Genomic DNA, 19,630 nt, shown 5'->3' on the forward strand with positions numbered 1-19,630 from the left:
TTTTATGTGTTTGTCCTTTTTAGTTATCCACAATTTATCCTAATATGAAGGAGGTTCTGCTATGCCTGATGTGGAAACTTTTTGGAAAAATCTTGAAGTTGCCTATCAATCTATTCTTTCTGTTCCAAGTTTTGATGCTTGGATCAAAACAACACACCCACTAAAACTTGAAAATAATCAATTATGGTTAGAAGTTCCTTCTGCCGTTCATAAAAATTATTGGGAAAAAAACCTAGCGGCAAAAATTGTTGAAATGGGGTTTAAATTAACAGGTACAGAAGTTATTCCTTTTTTTGTAGTTGCTGGTGAAATGCAAGAAAACTTAGTAGAAGAGAAAAAAGGAAAAAAATCTTTAGAAGAACCATTTGATACTCAGACTAAAAAAGCAATGTTAAATCCAAAATACTCATTTGATACATTTGTTATTGGAAAAGGGAATCAGATGGCTCATGCAGCTGCTTTAGTTGTAGCAGAAGATCCTGGTTCTATTTATAATCCTCTGTTTTTTTATGGAGGTGTTGGTCTTGGAAAAACACATTTAATGCATGCCATTGGCCACCAAATGTGTTTAAACCAACCGGATGCAAAAGTAAAATATGTTAGTAGTGAAACATTTACAAATGAATTTATTAATTCCATTCAAACAAAAAATTCTGAGGAATTTAGAAAAGAATACCGAAATGTTGATCTTTTATTGGTAGATGATATTCAGTTTTTAGCTGAGAAAGAAGCAACGTTAGAAGAATTTTTTCATACATTTAATGATTTATATAATGATAATAAACAAATTGTTTTAACCAGTGATCGTCCACCCAATGATATACAAAAATTACCAGAACGGCTTGTTTCACGTTTTGCGTGGGGGCTCTCTGTTGATATAACGCCACCAGATTTAGAAACACGAATTGCGATTTTAAGAAAAAAAGCTGATGCAGAACGTTTAGAGATTCCCGATGACACGTTAAGTTATATTGCCGGACAGATTGATTCAAACATTCGTGAATTAGAAGGAGCTCTTGTTCGTGTGCAAGCCTATGGAACAATTAATGGCGAAGATATTACAACAAGTTTAGCTGCTGATGCACTGAAATCTTTGAAATCCGCTGGCAATAAAAAACAGTTATCTATTTTACAAATTCAAGAAGAAGTTGCTAAATACTATCATATTCCTTTAAAGGATTTAAAAGGAAAAAAACGAATAAAATCTATCGTTGTACCAAGACAAATTTCTATGTATCTCTCTCGAGAAATGACTGAAAACTCACTACCAAAGATTGGGGCGGAATTTGGTGGTAAAGATCATACAACCGTTATCCATGCTCATGAAAAAATTCAACAGCTAATGAAAAAAGATCCCGCTATTCAAAAAGAAGTCAATGAACTTAAAAACATACTTAATTCTTAGCTTGTGGAAAACAAAAGGAAAAAGAATAAAGTTATGCACAAGTTATACACAAGTAGAAAACTTTTATTTATACTGTTCTTTTAACTTTTCCACAGAATTAACATAGCCTACTACTTTTATTATTTATATATATATAATTATTATTCATTCTATTAACAATTAAAGAAAGGTGTTCCTTTATGAAACTGACGATAAAAAGAACTAGTTTGCTTCAAGAGCTACAAACCGTTCAACGTGCGATTTCTTCCAAAACAACAATTCCAATATTAACAGGAGTAAAAATAGTATTAGCAGATGAAGGTCTTTATTTAACGGGTAGCAATGCAGATATTTCCATTGAGAGCTTTTTAACCAAAGAAGATGAAAAAGCAAAAATGACTATCTTTAAAACGGGAAGTATTGTTTTACAAGCTCGCTTTTTAGGAGAAATTCTTCGAAAATTACCTGAAGATATTGTCACTATGGAAGTATTAGAAAATAATCAGATTTCTATTGTTTCAGGAAAAGCAGATTTTATTGTCAATGGTCAAGATGCAGAAAATTATCCACACTTACCTGTTATTGATACAAAAAATCAAATGGAAATACCTGTCCACTTATTAACAAAAATCATCAATGAAACAGGTTTTGCTGTTTCTATGCATGAAAGCCGACCAATTTTAACAGGTGTTCATTTTATATTATCAGAACAAAAACTTTTAGCTGTAGCGACTGATTCTCATCGTCTAAGTCAAAGAATTATTCCTATTGAGCAAATGGTAGAAAATTTTGATATTGTTATTCCTGGTAAAAGTTTACAAGAACTGTCTCGTTCTTTTGTTAATGAAGAAGAGCAGGTTGAAATTAGTATTATGGAAAATCAAGTATTGTTTAAAACTAAAAATATGTATTTTTATTCTCGATTACTAGAAGGCAATTATCCGGATACCAATCGTTTAATACCAGCCACTTTTAATACAGAAGTGGAATTTTATGGTCCTAAATTATTATCTGCTATTGAACGTGCTTCGCTATTATCACATGAAGGAAGAAATAATATTGTTCGTTTGTCCATTTCGCCTGATTCTGTTATCTTATATGGCAATTCACCAGAAATTGGTAAGGTTGAAGAAAGTCTAAATTATGAACATATTACTGGGGATACTTTAGATATTTCTTTTAACCCAGACTACATGAAAGATGCTTTAAGGGCTTTTGGTGAAATGAACATTACGATAAAATTTATCTCACCTATTCGACCATTTACTTTAGAACCTACTGAAGCAGATGTTAATTTTGTTCAACTTATTACACCTGTTCGAACCAACTAAAATTAATTATAAAGTTTACTTAATAAAGAGAGAAATGAAGTTTGAATTCTTCATTTCTCTCTTTATTGTTCTGATGAAAATTAGCTAAATTCTCATGTTAGAAATATTTTTCTACATAGTTTATTGAAAAATTAATTTCCTTAAATTAAGAAAGTACTTTAATAAATAATAGTTCGTTTCGATTCATATTATTGAACAAAAAAATAATAAATAATCTTTAAATTCATTTCTAAGCGTTTTTTTGTTCATTGAATATTTTTTATCGATTTAATAAAAAATTGCTTAAAATGAAATTTAGATGGATAAATTTGTATTTTTACCTAAAAAAGAGTATAATATAAACAAGGATGTCAAATGAAAAAAGAGGGATACAAATTGAAGAGAAACATTACTTTGAATAATGATTATATGACACTCGGACAGCTCTTAAAAGAAATCACTATTATTAATAGCGGAGGTCAAGCCAAATGGTATTTAGCTGAAAATAGCGTTTTTGTTAATGGGGAATTAGAAAATCGCCGTGGACGAAAATTATATGTTGGCACAATGATTGAGATACCTGAAGAAGGTACTTTTTTTATGGTAAAAAAAGGAACTGAGACAGCGGATGAAGCTGAATGAAATTGCTTTACATAATTACAGAAACTACAAAGAAACAACTTTGAATTTTTCCAAAAATCTAAATATTTTTTTAGGTGAAAATGCTCAAGGAAAAACAAACTTGTTAGAAAGTATTTATGTTTTAGCAATGACACGTAGTCATCGAACGAATAATGAGAAGGAACTTATTCAATGGCAGGAACTACAAGCCAAAATTAACGGTTCTATTGATAAATATTCAGGCACAATTCCATTAGAAATTCAGCTATCAAATAAGGGAAGAAAAACTAAAATCAATTATATTGAACAAAAACGATTAAGTGCTTATATAGGACAACTGAATGTGATTTTGTTTGCACCTGAAGACTTATCATTAGTCAAAGGACCACCTCAAATTCGCAGAAAATTCATTAATATGGAACTTGGGCAGGTTGATTTAGTTTATTTGCATAATTTAGTTCAATATCAGGGTGTTTTAAAACACCGTAACCAATATTTAAAACAATTGGCAGAGAAAAAGGAAAAAGATTTTCTTTATTTAGATATTTTGTCTGAACAATTGGCAGAATTTGGCAGCAAGGTACTATTGGCTCGTTTATCTCTTATTAAAAAGTTAGAATACTGGGCAAATCAATTGCATAAAAAAATTAGTCATGACAAAGAACAACTAACCATTACCTACTCTTCAAGTATTACCTTACCAACTATACTTACCCAAGAGACACTTCAGCAAGAATTTCTTAGACAATTAAAGGAAAACAGAAAACGAGAACTCTTTAAGATGACCACTTTTATTGGACCACATCGAGATGATTTAATTTTCAATATAAATGATCAAAATGTGCAGATATATGGTTCACAAGGACAACAAAGAACAACAGCATTAAGTATTAAATTAGCAGAAATCGATTGGATGCACGAAGAACTTGGTGAGTATCCTATTTTACTTTTGGATGATGTGATGAGTGAGCTGGATAATGAACGACAGCTACATTTATTAGAAACAATTGAAGGAAAAGTTCAAACTTTTTTAACCACAACTAATTTAGAACATTTAACTGATAAATTAACGGTTGAACCAGATATATTTACTGTTCATAAAGGAATAATAGAAAGGAACTAAATGACATGACAGAAGAAGAAAAAAACATGCAACAGCAACGTGCTGAAGAATATAATGCCAGTCAGATACAAGTTTTAGAGGGACTAGAAGCCGTCCGCAAACGTCCAGGTATGTATATAGGCTCAACAAGTTCAGAAGGATTACATCACTTAGTTTGGGAAATTGTAGATAATTCTATTGATGAAGCATTAGCTGGATTTGCAACAGAGATTCGTGTAACCATTGAGAAAGATAACAGTATTACAGTTGTTGACGATGGAAGAGGTATACCAGTAGATATACAAGAAAAAACAGGTAGACCAGCTGTTGAAACTGTTTTTACTATTTTACATGCCGGTGGTAAATTTGGTGGCGGTGGCTATAAAGTATCTGGTGGTCTTCATGGTGTGGGTTCATCTGTTGTTAATGCATTATCAACCAAATTAGAAGCGAGAGTATATAGAAACGGAAAAATTTATTATCAAGAATATCATAGAGGAAATGTAGTTGCTGATTTAAAGGTTATTGGTGATACAGATCGTCATGGAACAGCTATTCATTTTATTCCAGATCCAGAAATATTTAAAGAGACAATAGAATTTAATTTTGAAAAATTGGCGACTCGTGTCAGAGAATTGGCATTTTTAAATCGTGGTTTAAAAATTTCGATAGAAGATCTGAGAGGACCAGAAACAGTCTTACGTGATTATTATTACGAAGGTGGCATTAAAAGTTATGTTGGGCATTTAAATGCGAATAAAGATGTATTATTTGATGAACCTATTTATGTAGAAGGTGAACAACAAGAGATTACAGTTGAGGTGTCTATGCAGTATACAGATGGATACCATTCAAATCTATTAAGTTTTGCAAATAATATTCATACCTACGAAGGTGGAACGCATGAAGCGGGATTCAAAACAGCATTAACCCGAGTAATTAATGATTATGCAAAAAAACAAAAGTTAATGAAAGAAAATGATGAGAATTTAACAGGTGAAGATGTCCGAGAAGGATTAACATGTGTGATATCTATTAAGCATCCTGAACCACAATTTGAAGGACAAACTAAAACAAAGCTGGGAAATTCAGAAGTACGCACGGTAACTGATCGACTATTTTCTGAGCATTTTGGTAAGTTTTTAATGGAAAATCCAACTATTGGTAAAAAAATTGTTGATAAAGGTTTACTGGCTTCAAAGGCACGTTTAGCTGCTAAACGTGCACGAGAAGTAACAAGAAGAAAAGGAAATTTAGAAATCAGTAATCTTCCTGGTAAACTGGCAGATTGTTCAAGTAGAGAAGCAGAAAAATGTGAATTATTTATTGTTGAAGGGGACTCTGCGGGAGGTTCTGCTAAACAAGGTAGAGATAGAATGTTTCAAGCTATTTTGCCAATAAGAGGAAAAATTTTAAATGTAGAAAAAGCTAGTATGGATAAAATTTTAGCGAATGAAGAAATTCGTTCATTATTTACAGCTATGGGAACCGGTTTTGGAGAGGATTTTGATGTATCCAAAGCACGATATCATAAATTGATTATCATGACAGATGCCGATGTCGATGGTGCCCATATTCGCACATTACTATTAACGTTGTTTTATCGATTCATGCGCCCAATTGTTGAAGCTGGGTATGTTTATATTGCCCAACCACCATTATATGGTGTAAAACAAGGCAAAAATATTACTTATGTTCAGCCGGGGAAACAAGCTGAAGAAGAATTATCTCATTTGATGGAAACTTTGCCAAAATCACCAAAAGCATCGGTTCAACGATACAAGGGATTAGGAGAAATGGATGATCATCAATTGTGGGAGACGACCATGGATCCTGAACGTCGATTAATGTCACGTGTCAGTGTTGACGATGCTGTAGCAGCAGATCAAATTTTTGAAATGCTAATGGGTGATAAAGTTGAACCACGTCGAGCATTTATTGAAGAAAATGCTCATTATGTAAAAAATCTAGATATTTAAAATAAAAGGAGAAAATTCATGGATGAAGAAATGAGAGAAAACATTCAAGATGTTAATCTAACTGGTGAAATGAAAGAATCCTTTATTGATTATGCAATGAGCGTAATTGTTTCACGAGCTCTTCCAGATGTTCGTGATGGATTAAAACCTGTTCATCGACGTATTTTATATGGAATGAATGAATTAGGTGTAACGCCTGATAAACCACATAAAAAATCTGCTCGTATTGTTGGAGATGTTATGGGTAAATATCACCCTCATGGAGATAGTGCCATTTATGAATCTATGGTACGTATGGCTCAACCATTTAGCTATCGATATATGCTAATTGACGGTCATGGAAATTTTGGTTCTGTCGATGGTGATGGTGCTGCTGCTATGCGGTATACTGAAGCTCGCATGAGTAAGATTGCACTTGAAATGTTGCGAGATATTAATAAAGACACAGTAGATTATCATGGAAACTATGATGATACAGAACGAGAACCAGATGTTCTACCTGCGCGCTTTCCTAATCTATTGGTTAATGGAACAACAGGAATTGCTGTTGGAATGGCAACAAATATTCCGCCCCATAATCTAGCAGAAGTGGTTGAAGCGATTGATTTACTAATGGATAAGCCAGAGGTAACGACAAATGAATTGATGGAAGTACTCCCTGGACCAGATTTTCCAACAGGTGGTTTAGTCATGGGAAAATCAGGCATTCGTCGTGCCTATGAAACGGGAAAGGGTTCTATTACTGTTAGAGCAAAAGTTGAATTGACTGAGTTACCAAATGGAAAAGAGAGAATCTTGGTCACTGAACTGCCCTATATGGTGAACAAAGCAAGATTGATTGAACGTATTTCAGAATTGCATCGAGATAAACGAATTGAGGGAATTACCGATTTACGTGATGAATCTTCACGTGAAGGAATGCGAATCATTATAGATGTACGTCGAGATGTTAGTGCATCTGTTGTTTTAAATAATCTATATAAATTAACAGCTCTTCAAACCTCATTTGGCTTTAATATGTTAGCCATTGAAAAAGGTGTCCCAAAGATTCTAAGTTTAAAACAAATTCTTGAAAATTATGTTGAACATCAGAAAGTAGTCATTAAACGTCGAACTATTTTTGATAAGAAAAAAGCCCAATCACGTGCTCATATTTTAGAAGGTTTAAGAATTGCATTGGATCATATTGATGAGATAATTGCCACTATTCGACAATCTCAATCAGATGATGAAGCAAAGTCCGCTTTAATAGGACGATTTGAGCTTTCTGATAGACAAGCACAAGCAATTCTAGATATGCGTTTACGTCGTTTAACTGGATTAGAACGTGACAAAATTGAACAAGAATACCAAGAACTTTTAAAATTGATTTCTGATTTAGAAGATATCTTGGCAAGTCCTGAACGAATCGTGGAAATCATTAAAAAAGAATTAGCTGATATACGTGATCGGTTTAGTGACAAACGTCGAACAGAACTACTCATTGGCGAAGTATTAAGTCTTGAAGATGAAGATTTGATTGAAGAAGAAAAAATGGTTGTTACATTAACAAATAATGGCTATATTAAACGCATGGCAAATAGTGAATTCAGAGCCCAACGCCGAGGTGGAAGAGGTGTTCAGGGAATGGGAGTTCATGCAGATGACTTTGTTAAAAATCTCGTCTCCTGCTCAACCCATGATACCTTATTATTCTTTACAAATAATGGAAAAGTTTATCGTGCAAAAGGATATGAGGTTCCAGAATATGGAAGAACAGCAAAGGGTATTCCAATTATTAATTTATTGGGAATTGATTCAAATGAAACTGTTCAAACTATTATTTCTGTAACCGGTCAGGCTGAGGAAGGCCATTATCTATTCTTTACCACAAAAAATGGTACGGTTAAACGTACAGCTGTAACAGCTTTCTCAAATATTCGTAGCAATGGATTAATTGCAATTGGCTTAAAAGAAGATGACGAATTAGTTAATGTTATCTTGACAAGTGGTGAGCAAAATATAATTATAGGAACACATACAGGCTATTCTACGACCTTCAAAGAGACAGCTGTTCGTGATATGGGTCGTACTGCCTCTGGTGTTCGGGGAATACGTTTAAGAGAAAATGATTATGTTGTTGGTGCTTCTTTATTAGATGAAAATACAGAAGTGTTAGTTATTACAGAAAATGGTTATGGTAAACGAACTAAAGCAATAGAATATCCAGTTAAGGGTCGTGGTGGTAAAGGAATTAAAACAGCAAATATTACTGAAAAAAATGGACCATTAGCTGGTTTGGCAACTGTTCGTGGAGATGAAGATATCTTATTGATTACAAATAAGGGAATTATCATTCGATTTAATGCTGGGTCTGTCTCACAGACGGGTCGGTCAACTTTAGGTGTACGCCTAATACGTATGGAAGAAACAGCTAAAGTAGTAACCATGGCTGTTATTGATCCAGAAGAAATTATTGAAGAATAAAATGAATAGAAAGTTACATCAATTTAATTAAAAATTTCAGTAGATGCTATAAAAAGAAAGAGGGGTATAAATCTCATATCTTTTTTATAGCATCTACTAATTTTTTAAGCTAGTTTAGTTATTTAAATGAAAATAAAAATAATAGATATTAAAATAAAATAATATAAAAATTTTACGTACTTTAATATTAAGAGAAACATCAAAGTAATTTCAGCGAAAAATGAATAAAGCAGTCAATTTATAAAAATGAATAACATATTATCTGACCCTTGTTTTATTGATTAGATTAAGGGATAAAATTAATGATTGCCTGGTGGTCTGCATTTAGAATTATTAATTGTTAAATGGCTAGAAAATAAAAGTTAATTTTTCATATAACATTAAATACTATCTTGATAAAAAATTAATATGTTAACTATGTAGTAGCATTGCTCAAATCCATAGACATAGTTATTAAAGAAATTTTAATAACTAGGATAATTTCTTGATGTATGGACTTATTATAAAAAATAATGAATGTGGGTATCTAACTAATAGTTATTTTTATTATATATAATAAATATTAAACCTAATTAAAATATATTATTTAGTTTAAAAATTTTTGTTATGTTTCAGTTTGAATAAAATAATAAATTCAATTAATAATGCTTTGGAATAGACTTGATAACAATATACTTTTAATGTATAATAATAATTTGTGAGTAGTCAGTTAGACAACTCTCCTTACTCTTAAAAGATAAGAGCCTGAAGTCCATAGGGAGGTGAAAGTGTCAATGAATAAAGATACGAATTATGAAGTTATGTATATTATTCGTCCAAACATTGATGAAGAAGCAAAAGCAGCTTTAATTGAACGTTTCGATTCAATCTTAAAAGATAATGGAGCAACAATTAGTGAATCTAAAGATTGGGAAAAACGCCGCTTAGCGTATGAAATGAAAGGTTACCATGAAGGTATCTATCATATTGTTAATGTAGCTTCTCCATCATCAGCAAATGCTATCAATGAATTTGATCGTCTTGCTAAAATCAATGATGATATTATTCGTCATATGATTATTAAATTAGAAGCATAAATTGTTTCACGTGAAACAATTTATTGACGAAAGGAGATACTTGGATTGATCAATAATGTTGTATTAGTCGGTAGGTTAACAAAAGATCCTGATTTACGATATACCTCTAATGGTTCAGCAGTAGCCACATTTACTTTAGCAATCAATCGGAATTTTACAAATCAAAATGGCGATCGAGAAGCTGATTTTATTAATTGTGTTATTTGGCGTAAGCCAGCTGAAACATTAGCTAATTATGCTCGTAAGGGAACTTTGTTGGGTGTTGTAGGCAGAATTCAATCACGTTCATATGAAAATCAACAAGGACAACGTGTTTATGTAACTGAAGTTATTTGCGATAATTTTCAATTGTTAGAGTCACGTTCTGTTTCAGAACAAAGGCAACAGCAAGATAACAATGGATTTAACAATGGCAATAATCAGTCTTCATCAAACAACGGTTTTGGTAACAATCCCGGTGGTTACAATAGTAGTTTTAATCCATCTTCTCAGTCTCAAAATAACAGTATGCCTGATTTTGATAATAAAGATACCAATCCTTTTGGGAATGCTGGTTCTACTATCGACATTTCAGACGATGATTTACCATTCTAAATGAATTTAAATAGGAGGTATAAGAATGGCACAACAAAGAAGAGGCGGACGTAAACGTCGTAAAGTTGACTATATTGCAGCTAATCATATCGAATATATTGATTATAAAGATATTGAATTATTAAAAAGATTTATTTCTGAACGTGGAAAAATTTTGCCACGTCGTGTAACTGGTACAAGTGCAAAAAATCAACGTAAATTAACTATTGCTATCAAACGGGCTCGTATTATGGGGCTATTACCATTTGTTAGTGAAGAACAATAAAATATATATTAAAGGATATGATAAATTTTATTCATATCCTTTTTATTTATTGTTATTTCATTTAGTTATTCATAGATAGTTAGATTATTTATATAAGAAATAAAAAAATAGTTAATATTCGTCATTGAATAATTATTCTAATTCTCTTTGTTTCTCTAAATTGTTTCACGTGAAACAATTGCTGATTCGCAGAATTTATTTTTTTATGCTAAAATAAATTAATATCTTCATTTTTACTTCGTCAATTGAAGGAGTGCATGCATTATATGGAAAAAAATAAAATTTTTAAAATGAATCTGTTTATTCTTTTTCTTTTTTTATTAGAATTTATGCTTAATATATTGATATCCAATAAATTAATTATTTTTTTAGGATTATTAGGAATTAACTTATTTCTAGTAAGTTATTTTGTTTTACTTTTAAAAAAAAGAGAGCAAAAAAATATTGATCTAATCAAGCAAACCAATGAGATTGCTAAGCAAACAATGGAATTTGCTATAAATAAAATTCCTATAGGACTAGTCAAATTTGACCCTCTAAATAAAAGTGTGCAATGGCTAAATACCTATGCAGAATCTATTTTTGAAAAAGATAGTCAATTATCTATACAATCTAAGCAAATAATTGAATATTTGGAACTTGCTAAAAAAAATAAAAATACGATTAAAATAGATAATAATATCTATCATTTTATCATCGATCAGGCAAAACATATAATTATTTTTATTGATATTACAAGAGAGCAAAAGCTTGAAAAAGAGTTAATTGATAAGCAGTCTGCTTTAGGTATTGTTTCTGTTGATAATTATGATGAGATTACTGATAATATGGATGAAAAAGAAAGATCCTATTTGAATAGCTATATTACTATACTGATATCTGATTGGTTGGAAGAATATCAGATTTTTTATAAAAGACTTACTTCAGAACGTTATTTGTTTATGGGTCAATTTCAAGACATAAAAAAAATGATGGATAATAAATTTCAAATTTTAGATAAGGTACGAAAAGAATTAAATGAAAAAAATATATTTTTAACTTTAAGCATAGGAATAGCATATGGCGATGGTACTCTGAATCAAATTGGAGAAACTGCACAAACCAATTTAGATACAGCACTTGTAAGAGGCGGTGATCAGGTAGTTATAAAGGAAGCAAAAGATAATGATAAACCGTTATTTTTTGGTGGGAAATCAACCTCAGTAACAAAAAGAACTCGCGTTCGATCTCGAGCAATGAGTACAGCAATAAGTGGTATTTTTTCTGAGTCTACAGAAATTTATGTCATGGGTCATTATTTTCCTGATATGGATGCCATTGGGGCAGCATTTGGTGTAGCTCGTTTGGCTGAATTCAATCATAAAACAGCTTGGATTATTTTAAACAAAGCAGAAATCAATTCTGATGTTGAACGTACACTTGAAGAACTAAAAAAATATCCAGATTTAGAAAAACGACTAATTACACCTAGAGAAGCGATGAGACGCAAAACGGATAGTAGTTTATTAGTGAGTTTATTAGTGATGGTTGATTACCATAAACCATCTCTATCAATTTCTCATGAGCTTTATGAGCAATTTAATAAGGTAGTTATTATTGATCATCATCGTAGAGGTAGTGAATTTCCAGACAAACCTTTGTTAAGCTATATTGAATCATCAGCCTCGTCAGCTTCAGAACTTGTTGCAGAATTAATTGAATATCAAAGTAGTAAAGATAATATGCTGCATAAATTTGAAGCAACTCTATTATTGGCTGGTATCACAGTGGATACAAGGAACTTTAGCGCTCGAACTTCAGCACGAACATTTGATGTTGCAAGTTATCTAAAAACACGGGGTGCTGATGCTTCATTAATTCAGTATCTACTAAGCTCTGATTTGAATAGTTATTTAGAAATTAGCAACCTTATTTCTAAAAATGAATACATTACAAAGGATATTGTGCTGGCTATAGGAAATGAAGATCAACAATATGATAGCATACTAGCTGCTCAAACAGCGGATACGCTTCTTACCATGGCAGGTATTAATGCTTCTTTTGTTATTACAAAACGGACAGATAAACAAATTGGAATTAGTGCTAGAAGTAGAGGATCAATTAATGTACAATTAATAATGGAAAACTTGGGAGGTGGCGGTCATTTTACAAATGCAGCGGCACAATTCAAAAATAAGACGATTGAAGAAGTTAAGAAACAACTAATAGAAAGCATACACCAAAATATTAAAGATATCTATGATGATTAAAGAAAGAAGTGTATAAAGATGAAAGTAATTTTTCTACAAGATGTAAAAGGAAAAGGAAAAAAGGGAGATATTAAAGAAGTTCCAACGGGCTACGCACAAAACTATTTAATTAAAAATAATTTAGCTCAGGAAGCAAACAAAAAAAATATGAGTATGCTACAAGGACAAAAAAAGGCGGAAGAAAAACACAATGCTGAAATTTTAGAAGAAGCAACAAAATTACAGCAATTTTTTGAAAATGAAGACACAGTGATTGAAATAAAAGCTAAAGCTGGTGAAGATGGTCGATTATTTGGTTCTATTGCTTCCAAACAAATTGCTGATGCTTTAAATAAGCAATATAAGATAAAGCTAGACAAGCGGAAAATTGAATTAGAACATCCAATTCGTTCTCTAGGTTATACAAATGTACCAGTTAAGATTCATCCAACTATTACTTCAAAATTAAAAGTACATGTTAGTGAATAATAAATTTTTATATCGATCATTAAAATTTAGTTATAACAGCATTGATTATTTTTATACTTATTAAAAATAATCAATGCTGTTATTTTTAAAGCTTTAATTTAAAATTATTATTTTTTATTAATTATATAAAAAATATTAAATACTGCTTATTAAATAATAAATTGCTAATTTAGTTAATTATTGCTTGATGGTATAAATAAAATATTTCTTTAAAAATTATTATATCAAATTCTAATGGTGGAACGAAATATAATCAAATCAATACATAAAAAAATCTAAGAAGACAATAAATATTGATAAATCATTTATTTTTATAATCATTGTTACTTAAAACTGACAAATAAAATCTTATAAAAATAAGTTAAAAATTAATGTTCGAATTATTATTTAAATATTTATCTATTTAAAATTTTAGTCAAAAATAATATTTTTAACTTTAAATGATAGGTATGTTAGTATTTAAATATAATTACTAATTATTTATTTGATAATCATTTTGTTTATTAATTATTATTTAATAGCTTATTTCATAAAGGTTTTTCTTTAAAGAAGTAATTCTTTAGTTAAATAGATAGAAGTATACATTTTTATTTTTTCTTGTTAAAATGGAAAGACGAATAAGATTCATAGTTGTAGGAGAGAAAACAAATGAATGAATTACTGCAGGATAGAATTCCTCCTCAGAATATTGAAGCAGAACAAGCGGTTATCGGCTCTATTTTTTTAGATGCAGATGCTATTGTTGAAGCTATGGAATATGTAGATGCAAAAGATTTTTATCGTCGGAATCATCAGATTATTTTTCAAGCAATGCTGACTTTAAATAATAAAAATGAAGCTATCGATGTTGTTACAATTAAAGATTGTTTAGAAAAAGAGAATCTCTTAGAAGATTCGGGTGGACTTAGTTATTTATCAGATCTCGCTTTAGCAGTTCCAACTGCTGCGAATGTTGCTTACTATGCAAAAATTGTTGAACAAAAATCATTGTTAAGAAAATTAATTCAATCTGCTACCACAATAGTTACCAATTCTTATGATCAAAGCCAAGATGTAGAAACTATTTTAGCTGATGCTGAAAAAAATATTTTGGAAGTTTCTGAAAAACGTAATCATAGTGGTTTTTTGCCAATTTCTGACGTGTTAAATACAGCAATTGCAACTATTGATCAATTGTATCAAAATAATGAAGAAATAACTGGATTACCAACTGGATATCAGGCATTAGATAAAATGACTGCTGGATTACAACCAGAAGAGTTAATTATTTTGGCCGCTCGTCCTTCGGTTGGTAAAACAGCCTTTGCTTTGAATATTGCACAAAATGTAGGAACTAAAACGGATTGTTCGGTAGCAATATTTAGTTTGGAAATGAGTGCTGAATCATTGGTTAATCGTATGCTTTGTTCTGAAGGATCAATTGAAGCGAATCATCTACGTACAGGACAGCTTTCAGAAGAAGAATGGCAAAATTTAATTATTGCAATGGGCAGTCTCTCACGAGCAAATATTTATATTGATGATACGCCAGGAATTAAAATAACTGAAATTCGTGCAAAATGTCGTAAATTGGCACAAGAAAAAGGCAATCTTGGGCTTATTTTAATCGATTATTTACAATTAATTGAGGGAACTGGTAGGGAAAATAGGCAACAAGAAGTTTCAGAAATTTCGCGTCAATTAAAAAAATTAGCTAAAGAGCTAAAGGTGCCAGTCTTAGCTCTTTCTCAGCTCTCACGTGGCGTAGAGCAGAGACAAGATAAGCGACCAGTATTAAGTGATATTAGAGAATCAGGATCCATTGAACAAGATGCTGATATTGTAGCTTTTCTTTATCGAGAAGACTATTATGATCGAAATGACGAGGAAGAAAACGAAAATGATTCACCAAAGGCAGATAATATTGTTGAAGTAATTATTGAAAAAAACAGAAGCGGTGCTAGAGGTACAGTAGAGTTATTATTCATTAAAGAATATAATAAGTTTTCTTCTTTATCACTAAGAACGGGATTTTAATTGCCGTTTAATTATTTACTGTAAAAAAATGTATCTTTACTAGGTGCATTTTTTTTATGTCTTTATATGTCAAGATAATAGTAATTTGGTGCTAAGATTAAATTAATTCAAATTCTAATGGCATTTTTTATACATGAAAAATATCTCTAAATGATTTCATTTATAAAATTATTGAAACAAGATAACCATCTTTTTATAGTAAAATTGTTGATTAAAGAAAAAAATTAAAAATTAAGTAATTTTATTTTTAAATTTCTAATTAATTTTTGTAGTATTCTTTATTAAAATTCGTATTTATATATTTTTTTGTTTTTATTTTAAATAATCATTCGTATTTAAAGCTATTTTTATTTTTATTTTTATTTAATGTTCGAATTTTTATTGAAAATTTTTACGATTATTGTTAGAATGATTAAGAAAAATAATTTAAAATGAGGTGCTCGAATGTCATCAGTAGTCGTAGTTGGAACACAATGGGGCGACGAAGGAAAGGGAAAAATTACAGATTTCCTAAGTGAAAATGCAGAAGTTATTGCCAGATATCAAGGTGGTGATAATGCAGGACATACAATTAAATTTGATGGAACAACTTACAAATTACATTTAATTCCTTCAGGTATATTTTATAAAGATAAAACTAGTGTGATTGGTAATGGTGTTGTAATCAATCCAAAATCTTTAGTAAAAGAACTCGCTTATCTGCATGAAAATGGTGTTGCTACAGACAATTTAAAAATCTCAGATCGGGCACACGTTATTTTGCCTTACCATATTGAATTGGATCAATTACAAGAAGATATAAAAGGTGATAATAAGATTGGAACGACAATTAAAGGAATAGGACCTGCTTATATGGATAAGGCAGCTCGTATAGGAATTAGAATTGCTGATTTACTAGATAAAGAAATTTTTGAAGAACGACTAAGAATAAACTTAGAAGAAAAGAATCGTCAATTTGTTAAAATGTATGATGATACCCCAATGAACTTTGATGAAATTTTTGAAGAATATTATCAATATGGTCAACAAATAAAGCAGTATGTTACAGACACTTCGGTTATTTTAAATGATGCCTTAGATAAAAGTAAACGGGTTCTTTTTGAAGGAGCACAAGGTGTTATGCTAGATATCGATCAGGGAACCTATCCTTTTGTTACTTCTTCTAATCCAGTTGCAGGTGGCGTAACTATTGGTAGTGGTGTAGGACCCTCTAAAATTAATAAAGTTGTTGGTGTATGTAAAGCTTATACTTCACGAGTTGGTGATGGTCCCTTCCCTACTGAATTATTTGATGAAATAGGAGAAACAATTCGAACTGTCGGTAATGAGTATGGGACAACGACTGGTCGACCTAGAAGGGTTGGTTGGTTTGATACTGTGGTTATGCGTCATTCGAAACGCGTTTCTGGAATTACTAATCTTTGTTTAAATTCTATTGATGTATTAAGTGGTCTAGATACTGTAAAAATCTGTACTTCATATAAATTAGATGGAAAACATATTTATCATTATCCAGCAAGCTTAAAAGAACTTAATCGTTGTGAACCTATTTATGAAGAATTACCTGGTTGGTCTGAAGATATTACACACTGTAAAACATTAGCTGATTTACCTTATAATGCTAGAAACTATATTCATCGAATCTCCGAATTAGTAGGTGTTCGAATTTCTACTTTCTCTGTTGGACCAGATCGTAATCAAACCAATATCTTAGAAAGTATTTGGGCACAAATATAATTTAAATTATAATTACTAAACGAAAAATCAATTACTTTCTTTAATCCTTCACTAATGAATAAATAAGTATATTCTATCAATAGCTTTTTTCCTTATAAAAGAAGACCTGCATATTTATTAAATACGCAGGTCTTCTTTTATTTAATTAAATTTCGTTCTTAAACAATTGATTCATTTGTTTCAAGATATCTTCATTACCTAAAAATTCATCATAGGTCGTTTCAGCGCGATCAATTATTCCCTTGGTTGAAATAGCAATAATTCGGTTTGCTAAAGTTTGAATAAACTGATGATCATGCGAGGTAAACAAAATAGCGCTAGAAAAAGCAATCAACCCATCGTTTAAAGCTGTAATGGACTCCAAGTCTAAATGATTGGTTGGATCATCTAAAATCAACGTATTTGCCTTAGAAAGCATCATTTTAGAAAGCATCACTCTTACTTTTTCTCCACCTGATAAAACATTGACAGGTTTTAAGACTTCTTCTCCGGAAAATAGCATTCTTCCTAAAAAGCTTCTTAAGAAAGTATTATCATCTTCTTCCTTACTTGCAAATTGACGAAGCCAATCTAAAATTGTTAGGTTGGTATTAAAATCTTTTGTAGTATCTTTTGGTAGATAAGCTTGACTCGTTGTGACACCCCAACGTACAGAACCACTATCAGGCTTAATTTCTCCCATGATGACCTTTATCAGTGTCGTTGTGACAATATCGTTGTCTGAAATAAATGCAACTTTATCTTCTCTATTTAGGGTAAAGGAAAGATTATCAATTATTTTTTTCCCTTCAATTGTTACGGTGATATTATCAACTTGTAATAGGTCATTTCCAATTTCACGTTCGGGTTTAAAGCCAATAAATGGATAACGACGTGAAGAAGGTTGAATATCATCTAGAGTGATTTTCTCTAACATTTTTTTTCTAGAAGTTGCTTGTTTTGATTTTGAAGCATTTGCACTAAATCGTGCAATGAAATCTTGTAGTTCTTTGATTTGTTCTTCTTTTTTAGCATTTTGCTCTGTTTGTAATTTTGTTGCTAATTGACTAGATTCTAACCAAAAATCATAATTTCCAACATATAACTTAATTTTTCCAAAATCAAGGTCAGCCATATGGGTACAGACCTTGTTTAAAAAATGTCGGTCATGAGAAACAACAATAATTGTATTGTCAAAATTGATTAAAAATTCTTCTAACCAAGCAATAGAGCGAGTATCTAAACCGTTAGTTGGTTCATCTAAAAGTAAGACATCTGGCTTACCAAAAAGTGACTGAGCAAGCAATACTTTGACCTTTTGACCTGCTGTTAATTCACTCATTTTTTGATTATGCAAATCTTCTTGAATGTTTAATCCTTGCAACAAAACAGCAGCTTCTGGTTCAGCTTCCCAGCCATTTAATTCTGCAAATTCACCTTCTAGTTCAGCAGCTCGAATCCCATCTTGGTCAGAAAAATCAGTTTTCATATAGATAGCATCTTTTTCCTTCATTATTTCATAAAGTTGTTTATGACCCATAATGACAGTTTCCAAAACAGTATATTCTTCATAATCAAAATGATTTTGTTTTAAAGTAGCTAAACGTGCATTTGGATCAAGAGAAACAACACCAGTAGTAGGTGCAATATCACCAGATAGAATCTTTAAAAAAGTCGATTTTCCAGCACCATTTGCACCAATCAATCCATAACAATTTCCAGAAGTAAATTTGATGTTTACATCATCAAAAAGCTTTCGATCTGAAAATTGTAAACTTACATCATTTACAGTAATCAATAGTTTTCCTCACTTTTTTCTAGTTTGAAGTTCTTTGCACATTATAGCGAGTAACGAAAAACTTTTCAAGTTAGCTTGAATTCTAGCACTACCAAATTAAGTTTATTTTTAATGAATGATTTTCTTAATAGGATAATTTTTCATAATGATCAAGATGAACTAATAATAATTCCTTTCTATACTAAGAAAACTAAACCTATTTTTATAAAAAATTAAGAGAATTGTTTCACATGAAACAACATTCAAAAAAATACATCATTTTAACTACTAAAATAGATGTTTTTAATAATAGATTAACTATAATAGCATTAAGGATAAAAATTAATATACTAGATTTATAGTTAGATTAATAAAAAATGAATGATTGGTTATTTTTAAATATATAATAATAAAAAATTTATAATTAATGATGTTATTTATTATTTTTATTAAAAAAATACGATATAATGAATAAAATAATAGAGATCATTACATTTAATTTTAAATGATTTTGCTTACTAATTTTTTACAATTCTACAAAATTAGAATAAATTCACTACTTTAAAGATTGGATTAATCGATTAATACAATTAGTATATGAGAACTT

The 19,630-nt window shown here is 30.6% G+C and carries 14 protein-coding genes; 13 read left to right on the forward strand and 1 reads right to left on the reverse strand.

Annotation, left to right across the window (positions count from 1 at the left end; genetic code table 11):
- Positions 1-61 precede the first annotated feature (61 nt).
- The 13 genes from dnaA to MPTP_RS00065 all read left to right on the forward strand — a co-directional run bounded on the left by dnaA (position 62) and on the right by MPTP_RS00065 (position 17,267).
- A complete protein-coding gene (gene dnaA / locus MPTP_RS00005; protein ID WP_013772938.1) occupies positions 62-1,405 on the forward strand; it encodes a chromosomal replication initiator protein DnaA in 1,344 nt (447 codons plus the stop codon).
- 179 nt (positions 1,406-1,584) lie between these two features.
- Positions 1,585-2,715 carry a DNA polymerase III subunit beta gene (gene dnaN, locus MPTP_RS00010; protein WP_013772939.1) on the forward strand — a complete coding sequence of 377 codons (1,131 nt, stop codon included), beginning with the start codon at positions 1,585-1,587 and terminating at the stop codon, positions 2,713-2,715.
- A gap of 354 nt (positions 2,716-3,069) precedes the next feature.
- Positions 3,070-3,336, forward strand: coding sequence for a S4 domain-containing protein YaaA (yaaA, locus tag MPTP_RS00015; protein WP_013772940.1), 267 nt, complete (start codon positions 3,070-3,072; stop codon positions 3,334-3,336).
- On the forward strand, positions 3,323-4,438 hold the full coding sequence (recF, locus tag MPTP_RS00020) for a DNA replication/repair protein RecF (RefSeq protein WP_041363178.1): 1,116 nt from the start codon (positions 3,323-3,325) through the stop codon (positions 4,436-4,438). The genes yaaA and recF overlap by 14 nt, the downstream gene beginning before the upstream one ends.
- 5 nt (positions 4,439-4,443) lie before the next feature.
- Positions 4,444-6,396, forward strand: coding sequence for a DNA topoisomerase (ATP-hydrolyzing) subunit B (gyrB, locus tag MPTP_RS00025; protein WP_013772942.1), 1,953 nt, complete (start codon positions 4,444-4,446; stop codon positions 6,394-6,396).
- A gap of 18 nt (positions 6,397-6,414) precedes the next feature.
- The gene (gene gyrA, locus MPTP_RS00030; RefSeq protein ID WP_013772944.1) at positions 6,415-8,862 is read left to right on the forward strand and encodes a DNA gyrase subunit A; all 2,448 of its coding nucleotides are present in this window, start codon (positions 6,415-6,417) and stop codon (positions 8,860-8,862) included.
- A gap of 773 nt (positions 8,863-9,635) precedes the next feature.
- Positions 9,636-9,938, forward strand: a complete 303-nt coding sequence (gene rpsF, locus MPTP_RS00035) for a 30S ribosomal protein S6 (protein ID WP_014372804.1) — start codon at positions 9,636-9,638, stop codon at positions 9,936-9,938.
- 45 nt (positions 9,939-9,983) lie between these two features.
- Entirely contained in the window at positions 9,984-10,532 is a 549-nt protein-coding gene (gene ssb / locus MPTP_RS00040) for a single-stranded DNA-binding protein (protein ID WP_013772946.1), read from the forward strand.
- Between the two features lie 25 nt (positions 10,533-10,557).
- Positions 10,558-10,797 carry a 30S ribosomal protein S18 gene (gene rpsR / locus MPTP_RS00045; protein WP_013772947.1) on the forward strand — a complete coding sequence of 80 codons (240 nt, stop codon included), beginning with the start codon at positions 10,558-10,560 and terminating at the stop codon, positions 10,795-10,797.
- A 266-nt stretch (positions 10,798-11,063) separates the two neighbouring features.
- On the forward strand, positions 11,064-13,046 hold the full coding sequence (locus MPTP_RS00050; protein ID WP_013772948.1) for a DHH family phosphoesterase: 1,983 nt from the start codon (positions 11,064-11,066) through the stop codon (positions 13,044-13,046).
- Between the two features lie 18 nt (positions 13,047-13,064).
- Positions 13,065-13,514: a 50S ribosomal protein L9 gene (rplI, locus tag MPTP_RS00055; protein WP_013772949.1), complete on the forward strand. Its 450-nt coding sequence runs from the start codon at positions 13,065-13,067 to the stop codon at positions 13,512-13,514.
- Between the two features lie 648 nt (positions 13,515-14,162).
- Positions 14,163-15,530, forward strand: a complete 1,368-nt coding sequence (dnaB, locus tag MPTP_RS00060; protein WP_013772950.1) for a replicative DNA helicase — start codon at positions 14,163-14,165, stop codon at positions 15,528-15,530.
- A gap of 444 nt (positions 15,531-15,974) precedes the next feature.
- Positions 15,975-17,267, forward strand: a complete 1,293-nt coding sequence (locus MPTP_RS00065; RefSeq protein WP_013772951.1) for an adenylosuccinate synthase — start codon at positions 15,975-15,977, stop codon at positions 17,265-17,267.
- 145 nt (positions 17,268-17,412) lie between these two features.
- On the opposite strand, the gene MPTP_RS00070 is transcribed toward MPTP_RS00065, so the two are convergent.
- A complete protein-coding gene (locus MPTP_RS00070; RefSeq protein WP_013772952.1) occupies positions 17,413-19,044 on the reverse strand; it encodes an ABC-F family ATP-binding cassette domain-containing protein in 1,632 nt (543 codons plus the stop codon).
- Positions 19,045-19,630: the final 586 nt, after the last annotated feature.

Origin of the sequence: Melissococcus plutonius ATCC 35311, from assembly GCF_000270185.1 — a bacterium.
In the GTDB taxonomy this organism is placed as follows: Bacteria; Bacillota; Bacilli; order Lactobacillales; family Enterococcaceae; genus Melissococcus; species Melissococcus plutonius.